Source organism: Acidobacteriota bacterium, from assembly GCA_022340665.1.
In the GTDB taxonomy this organism is placed as follows: domain Bacteria; phylum Acidobacteriota; class Thermoanaerobaculia; order Thermoanaerobaculales; family Sulfomarinibacteraceae; genus Sulfomarinibacter.
On sequence record JAJDNM010000063.1, the window covers coordinates 1 to 7,250 of the forward strand.

Consider the following 7,250-nt stretch of genomic DNA (forward strand, 5'->3'; position numbering starts at 1 on the left):
TTGCGTGCCTGGTGCTGCAGGAAGCGTCGGGCCGGATCACTGCCCTCTCCGGCGAGGAGCTCGGCGAGGCGATACGGGGGAGGTTTGCAGATTCGAGGTGGGCCAAAGCCGTACCGGTATCTGCGGCTGCTGGCGTCATCCTCGGTTGCGCCGCCTTCGAGGCGGGGAATCTGCTCGGAGGGGTGGCCGGGCTTCGCCTGATCATCGATGTACGGCCCGCCACCCTTACGCTCGCCACTGGTTTGGCGGCAGCCCTGCTGCTGGTCACCGGCAACACCATTTGGATCGCTCGAGTCGCGGGCGCGCTCGTGGCTGTCATGGGGGTGACATTCCTCGCGACCGCAGTGCGCCTGGGCCCCGATCTCGGCGAACTGCTTCACGGCCTGTTCGTACCGAGCATCCCGGTTGGCGGGACTGTCCTGGTCCTCGGACTGGTCGGCACGACGGTGGTTCCCTACAACCTCTTCCTCGGGTCCGCCCTGGCCCGCGACAGCTCGCTGGGAGAGATGCGATGGGGCCTTGCGGTCGCGGTCCTCGGCGGTGGAGTCATCTCACTCGGTGTTCTGGTCGTCGGCAGCGCGCTTGGAGGCGGCCTCGAGTTCGAACGGCTGGCGGCCGTCCTTGCCGACCGCCTCGGTCGCGGCGCGGAGCTGTCGCTGGCCGTCGGCCTTTTCGCGGCTGGCTTCACCTCCGCCGTGACCGCCCCGTTGGCGGCAGCCCTGACGGCAAGGTCGTTGCTCGGGGGAAAAAACGATCCGCGTTGGAGAGAGATCTCGGGGCGCTACCGGGCAGTGTGGATCGGCGTCCTGCTGACCGGCATGGCCTTCGGTGTCGCCGACGTGCAGCCGATCCCGGTCATCATCCTCGCCCAGGCCTTCAACGGCGTTCTGCTGCCGTTGGTCGCGGTGTTTCTCTGGCTGGCGGTCAATGATCGGGACCTGCTCGGAGAACGGGGAGCCAACTCGCGCCCCCAGAACCTGATCATGGGCACCGTCGTGCTGGTTTGCGCCATCCTCGGGGTGCGGGGTGTGGTCGCGGCGGTGATCGGCGCAATGAGGTTTTTGGCGGGAGGATGACGTGCGAAAACGACTGTTGGCCGTTGTGGCTGTTGGTTTGTTTTTATCGCTGTCGATTGCGGCCGGTGGGTCCGAATCCGCGGAGAAGGCCGTCAATCGGGTCCTGGATTCCCTGCACGAGGCCGCCTCGGACGCGAACGGCGAACTCTACTTCGGCCTCTTCGACGAGGACGCGGTATTCATGGGCACCGATGCCACCGAGCGATGGTCGATGGACGAGTTCAGGGCCTTCGCCGAGCCGCACTTCTCGCAGGGCCGGGGATGGACTTACACGGTGACCGAGCGCCACGTCTACGTGGCCGTAAGTGGTGCGACGGCCTGGTTCGACGAAGTGTTGAGGAACGACCACTACGGAACCTGTCGCGGCACCGGCGTCCTGCTGCTGACCGACGAGGGTTGGCGCATCGCCCAGTACAACCTGACCATTCCGATTCCGAACGACCTGGCCGGCGAGTTCACAGCTCGCATCAGAGAGTTCGAGGATGCAGCGCGCTAATCGGAGATTCTCTCCAGAGAATACAGCGTGTTGAACAACAACTTGAAGGTCCGGACAGGCTGCGCACGGTGTTGGGCGCGGAAGCCGATCAGGATCACGTGGCCTTCGCCGACCGTGAAATCCACGACAGCCGCCCGTTTTTCGAGCAGATCTCCTCCCTCGAGATAGCCGCTGACCAGGATGTCCTTGTCGTCATCCGGATAACGGGCAATGACCTCTCGCCCGAATCGCGGATCCGGCACCTGGGTGCGGAAGGCCGGTGAGCCGGCGAAGTACACCGCCTCCTCGGCGCGCATCCCGAAGCTCAGTGGGCTGTCCAGGTTCATCTCGACCCGCAGCATCGATCCGGGGCAGTTGAAATCCTTGCGGCTCACCTTCTCCAATACGTTGCTCACCGGAAGCTCGAAAAGGTCGATGAAGTACTGGCTCGAGGAATCGAGCGCGACCACCGTGCCTCCCGCTTCGACCCACTCTTTGATGCGTTTGCCGCCCTTGATCCCGTCGGTGTGCTTGCCATTCTTCTTGCCGTCCGCCCCAGCCTCCGGCGAGCTGTCGATCCCGCCGGCGTACTCGGGGGGCATCGGCGCCCACCGGCGGCCCGATCGGTTTCCTCTTTCGGGCTCCCCCTTGGAAATGATGTCGGGAGAGACGTCGGGGAAGAGCAACACGTCGACCTTGTCGGCAAAAACTCCCGACCGGATCATCTCGTTGGAAAGCGTGGTGAGTGGGAACTCGTAACTCTCGAGGACGAACCGGGTCCACCCCTCGTCCATGCTGGCCACCCATGGCTTGAACAGCCCGACGCGCGCCCCTTCGACCCTCAGCAAGCTGGCGTCGGGGGCACTCGCGACCGGCACTACCGGCAGGTGAAGTCCGTCGACGATCTCGGCCAGGGACGTTGCATCGATGTCCTCCGCCGACAGGTAGACGTCTCCTCGAATCCCGACATCAGCGTCCGAGTCGAGACGATGGACGGCCTTTCCATCGGCAAGAACGCGGTTGATCGCCTGGTAGGCGCTGTCGGCCGCGGCCGGAATCAGGTGGCCGGCGGCGTTGCGGTCGGTTTTCGGCTGTGGCCAGGCGGGCTCGGTCAGCGACACTAGAGCTGCATTCACCGGTTCGGTGGCCTCTACCACTTCGACGCCCATGGCGAGCGGCAGGGACCACGAGGCGACATCGTAGGGCGCCAGAATCCCCGCGTCGGTGTCGTTGCGTACCTCCGGGTAGCGTTGAGACCGCAACATGGTCAGGAGAAACGGTCGGTAAGGTTGTGCGGCCGGTATAATCGTCGTGCCGGCTGGGTAGACGGAGAAGCCGATTTCCACCGGCTCCATCGCCCGGGCGATCTCGATTCCGTGCTCCAACAGGAGATCAACGAGCTTGCCGGCCGCTACCGGATCGTGTTGGGCCGGAGGGATGACGAATGCATACGGCGGCTCGGTGAGGCCGTTTTCGATCGACCAGCGAGCCATTTTGTTGACGTCGCCGAGAATCGAGGCCCGGTTTTCGGCGTTTGCTTCGAGGAACGCCCAGGTGGCGACGAGCTCATACTCGACGATGTCGCGCAACCGCCACCAGCCTCCTGGCCAGGGAGACGGGAAGTTGGATCTCCGTCCGTACTCCGGAAAACCCTTGCCGCCACCACGAAGCTCGCCCGGGTCGACATAGATGGGGCTCGCCAGACGTGCGCTGGCGACCTCGGTGAGCAATCCGGTGACGTTCTTCCACCAGGCGGTGTTGCGAGTACCGCCGGGCCAGTAGCTGTCGAAGATCATGTTGTGGCCGACGCCGGTTTTCTCCGCCTGCTCGAGGCGAAAGCTCATGTTGGTTCCGAGAACGTCCGCCTGCCGGAAGACGAGGGAGTGGACCTCCTCGTTCAGCGGGTCGGTCTGGGGTGGGACGAACATCCGCGGGCCGGTCGATCCCATCTGGTGCTCGTCGAGGAATGACTGCGGATACCACCGGTGGTAGAGCACATCATTGACCACCTTGGTTTCCCGTTGGCTCAGCATGTAGAAGTCGCGGTTGTTGTCATGACCGACGTAATGGTGGTAGAGCCACGGCATACGGCCGCCCTCGTACTCAGTTCCGAGCCATTTGTTGTACCAGTCGACCACCATCAGCTGTCCATCGGGGTTGATCGACGGCATGACCAGCAGCACGACGTCGTCCATCCAGGAGAGCTTTTCGGGATCTTCGGTGGTCGCGAATTCATGCACGAACTCGGTAACCATCTGGGTACTGCCGACCTCGGTCGAATGGATCGAGCAGGTCACCAGGGCAATGACTTTGCCCTGGTCGACCAGCTGTTCCGATTGTTCCGGCGTGAGGTTGCCGGGTTTGGCGATGAGACGGGCGATTTCGCGCAGGCGACCCAGGTTCGCCTGGTTCTCCGGAGATGTGAGAATCACGACCTTCATCGGATTGTCGAGGGTCGACCGACCGGCCTCCTCTATCGTCACGCGATCCGATTCTGCAGCCACCGTCTCGAGATACGATAGAACGCCGGGATATGGTATGAGCTTGAAATCGGCCCCGACCTCGTGCCCAAAGACTGTCGCCGGAGTGGGGATCTCCGCCGAGAGCGGACACAGACCCACCGTGCACAGAATCAACGCCGCTATCGCGTGTCGCATTTTCGCTCCTCCAGACATGCCGCCCCGTCCCCCGGGGGTCGAACGATTGTAAAGCAGTCAGACATCGGCCATCAGCGGTCAGCCAGAAATCTTCGGGAAAAGGCGGTGAAGCTGAGGGCCGATAGCTGACAGCTCGGGCCGAGGGTTCTTCGGTTGGAATCCTCGAGCTCGACGAGTACACTGCTGCAGCCCGACGGGAGGTAACAGTGGCACCAGAGGACATGCGAGGCGGAAACTACGCAGCGGAGCTGCAGCCGAAGGAGATTTACAGGGAAAGGCGGCAGGAGCTGCTCCAGAGAGTGGGCGAGGGCATGGTGGTCATCTGGGGCGCCGGCGATGACCGAGGCTACGGCGACGTGGGCACCTTTCGCCAGTCGTCGAACTTCTTTTACATGACCGGGGTAGAGCTCCCCAATGCGATCCTTGTCCTGCGTCCCGGCGACGACGGAGACCTCCTCTTTCTCCCGCCGCGAAACCCGAACGTGGAAGCGTGGACCGGGCCGAAATGGGGACCCGGTGAAGAGGCTGCCGAAGCGCTCGGTTTCAGCGAAGTGCTCTCGACACAGCCGTCTGAAATCGTCCTGGACGCGCGGCGCCGTCCCGTCCCAGGGTTCGAGGGAAGGCTGCAGAGCTGGCTTTCGGAGGCAGACGCGGTGCTCTGGACCGAGCTGCCGACGGTGGGTTCAGGCGCCGAGCTGCCGCCGAATCACCGCTACCTGGCAAACCTCCGCGATCGACTACCGACATTCTCGGTGAGAGATCTCGGCGAACACCTCGGTGCTCTGAGACAGGTCAAGGGCTCCGGTGAAATCGAACTGATGCGCAAGGCGGTAACCATAACGGTCGAGGGTCAGCGCCAGGCGGCGCGGGCGATCGCGCCCGGTGTGTCGGAGGGCCTGATTGACGGCGTGGTCTATGCAGCCTTCAGGGCGGCGGGCGCGGAGGGGGTTGCTTTCCCGACGATCGTCGGCTCCGGATACAACGCGACCACTCTCCACTACGACCAGAATGCAGGAACCTGTCATGACGGCGAGCTCGTGGTGGTTGATATCGGTGCGCGATACGGCTACTACAGCGGCGATCTGACGCGGACGTTTCCGGTCAACGGCCGGTTCAACAACCGCCAGCGGGAGATCTATGAGCTCGTGCTCGAGGCCCACGATCGCGCAGCCGAGGCAATGAAGCCGGGCGCGACGGTATTCGATCTGCGAAAGATCGCTTACGAGGTCTTCGAAAACGCGAGTGCACGCGACTCGAAGGGTGAGTCGCTCGGGCAGTACTTCATTCATGGCCTTGGCCACCCGCTCGGGCTGGATGCGCACGATCCGGGGGCGGACGAAAATCCACTCCAACCGGGAATGGTCATAACAAACGAACCCGGCATTTATATCCCCGACGAAAAGCTCGGCGTCAGGATTGAAAACGATTTCCTGATCACCGAGGACGGCGCCGAGAACCTGTCGGCCGAGCTTCCCGTTAAGACGGAGGAGATCGAGGCGTTGATGCGAGAGGGTTGACACCCTAGGTAGGAGTTCGGAATTCGGAATTCGGAATTCTCGCCTGCCCAACCCGAGACGTGGGGAGGCCCGGGGGAGGGCGGGAAATTCGAAATTCGAAATCGGTCCTCGACACTGATCACTGAATCTGTGGTTGGCCGAATCCTGCGACCGTGACGATATACTCCAATCAGTGGAAGATCCGTCAGCTCAGTCTTCGCAACTGAAATCCTGGCTCCTGGCCACCGCCGCGGTCGCCGTATGTGGACCGTGGCCGGGGTGGGAGATCTCGACCGTTGCCGCGGTCGCGGTGTGCATCGGTCTTTTTGTTCTTGCACGTCCGCGTGGTCGATCTCGGTGGGCGTGGGTTGCCGTTGCTCTCGCACTGATGGTCGCGGGGTGGCCCGCGGGTGGCGCAGGCAATCGTGCAGAGCTGGCGTCTCAGTTCGATGGTCACGCGCGGAAAATGCTGTCTGACGGGGAAAAGATCGCGACCGAACCCAAGCTCATTCGTCTGCTCGGTGCGGCGGGTGAGGCGGTGGATCCTGCGGTGCTGTTTCATGCCCTCGACCGGAGCGCCGGAACCATCCCTGGCCGAACCATTTATCTGGTTGATGACCGGGGGCAGATCATCGCCTGGGGCGGAGAGGGCTCCTCGTTTCCCCACCACGTCAGGCCGTTGGGTCAGCGACAGTGGGGTGTAGCCTGGTCGGCCGGGAGTGCGGATCTGTGGTTGAGAAATCCGCTGCTCTCCGAAGGGCGCCTGGTCGGCGCTGTCATCGTGTCAGACCGTGCTCCGCTTCGAGCACGACGCGCGTTCGGGATGTCGGCGGGGCGAGGTCATGAACTTGCCCTCGGAGCGAACCTCGAGGGATATGAAGTGATCGGTTCCTCGGTCGCACCAGGTGCCGTCATTCCGGTGACCGTTATGCCCGTGCTTCCAGATCACCCGCCGTGGGTTCTGCAGTGGCTGGGCTGGCTGGCGCTGGCAGTCTTGGCGGTCCTCCTTGAGCCGGGGGCGGCGGTCGTGGCAACCGCGCTCGGTACGTGGTCGTTGCTCCTGGCACCGGGTCCGGCTCCGGGCATGGCTCTCGGGGTCGCTGTGATTGTGGCCGGGGCGTCGGTTGGTCGTGTAGCCGGGCGACTCTCGTCCGCGAGAGCTGGAGTACTGGTCTTCGGTGTTCTCACCGTGGCTTCGCTGTTGGCCGTTTTCGGTCAACCGTCGCTGAAAACGTCGTGGCTTCCGGAGCACCTGCTGACTCCCGGATGGGGCGGTGTCTGGATGGTGGCCCTCGCCCTGATGGTGTCGGGCCTGCCGGCCCTGAGCGGGGGCCCGGTGTCGCTCGAACGGAGACTCAAGGCGGCCGTTCTCCTCGCTCTACTCGGGCTGATTCTCCAGGTCATACGGGTTCCGGTGGAGCTTTCGAGGCTGGGCGAGGCAGGAGAATTCGTGGCATTGCCGAGGGGACAAATCGATATCGCGGGAATTCTCCCAGTGCCGCCTGAAGAGTGTCGTTTGACCGACCTCGCTCCGGTGCTCGCCGAG

Annotated in this window: 5 protein-coding genes; 4 read left to right on the top strand and 1 reads right to left on the bottom strand. The window is 63.5% G+C overall.

Annotated elements, in window-relative coordinates:
• A partial coding sequence (locus LJE93_08460) for a divalent metal cation transporter (GenBank protein MCG6948927.1) occupies window positions 1–1,076 on the top strand: 1,076 nt, incomplete at its 5' end.
• Window position 1,077: 1 nt separating this feature from the next.
• Window positions 1,078–1,572 carry a nuclear transport factor 2 family protein gene (locus tag LJE93_08465; protein ID MCG6948928.1) on the top strand — a complete coding sequence of 165 codons (495 nt, stop codon included), beginning with the start codon at window positions 1,078–1,080 and terminating at the stop codon, window positions 1,570–1,572.
• On the opposite strand, the gene LJE93_08470 is transcribed toward LJE93_08465, so the two are convergent.
• Window positions 1,569–4,208: a hypothetical protein gene (locus LJE93_08470; GenBank protein ID MCG6948929.1), complete on the bottom strand. Its 2,640-nt coding sequence runs from the start codon at window positions 4,206–4,208 to the stop codon at window positions 1,569–1,571. The genes LJE93_08465 and LJE93_08470 overlap by 4 nt on opposite strands.
• A gap of 206 nt (window positions 4,209–4,414) precedes the next feature.
• Between LJE93_08470 and LJE93_08475 the strand changes: the two genes are divergently transcribed.
• The gene (locus tag LJE93_08475; protein MCG6948930.1) at window positions 4,415–5,725 is read left to right on the top strand and encodes a Xaa-Pro peptidase family protein; all 1,311 of its coding nucleotides are present in this window, start codon (window positions 4,415–4,417) and stop codon (window positions 5,723–5,725) included.
• Between the two features lie 172 nt (window positions 5,726–5,897).
• A partial coding sequence (locus tag LJE93_08480; protein ID MCG6948931.1) for a hypothetical protein occupies window positions 5,898–7,250 on the top strand: 1,353 nt, incomplete at its 3' end.